We start from the raw sequence: 755 nt of genomic DNA, 5'->3' as shown, positions 1-755 counted from the left end.
TGTTGTGACGGTGTCTTTGCCTGCAACTCACTTAAATTTTGATGGAACAAATGATTTTGTAAACTTAGGAACGCCTATTTCAACGGCTTTAAATGGAGCTACGGCTTTAACTCTTGAAGCGTGGATTAATCCATCTGTTTTGAATGGATGGAATAATATTATTACCGATTATGATGGTACAAATCGTAAATTCTTGTTACGTGTAAGAAATAGCAATAACATTCAATTTTGGTTGAATGGAACGGCGTTGAATTCTACATTTACTGTTCCACTAAATACTTGGACACATGTAGCTGCTGTGTACGATGGTACTAATATGTATGTATACGCAAATGGAAATTTGATTGCTTCTCAAGCAGCTTCGGTAACTTTACCAGCAACTTCAAATCAAGTGAATATTGGATCGAGAATTGGTTCTAATACGGAGAATTTTACTGGAAACATTGATGATATTCGAGTGTGGAATGTTGTAAGAACAGCAGAGCAAATTAATGGTTCTAAAAATTGTGAATTACAAGGAACAGAGTCTGGTTTATTAGCTTATTATAAATTCAATCAAGCAGTTGATCAAGCTAATAATTCAGCAGTTACTACATTAACTGCAACAACGGGTTCAAATGGAACTTTAACAAATTTTGCTTTAAACGGTACTGTTTCTAACTGGTTGGCAGGTTCTCCTGTAACAACAGGTTCGATAATTCCATCAGTTGCAACAGTGACTACTCCAGTTTTTTATGCTCAAGGAGCAACAGCAT

At 35.6% G+C, this 755-nt stretch carries 1 protein-coding gene; it reads left to right on the top strand.

The genetic code is table 11. The features are described from left to right. Positions 1-755: LamG domain-containing protein (locus tag OJ995_RS13500; RefSeq protein ID WP_264369913.1), on the top strand; the 755-nt coding region annotated here is incomplete at both ends.

It is taken from the genome of Flavobacterium lacisediminis (assembly GCF_025909975.1).
GTDB classification, from domain to species: domain Bacteria; phylum Bacteroidota; class Bacteroidia; order Flavobacteriales; family Flavobacteriaceae; genus Flavobacterium; species Flavobacterium lacisediminis.
The sequence above is the reverse complement of the archived record's forward strand: the minus strand, read 5'-3'. Positions and strand labels throughout refer to the sequence as shown.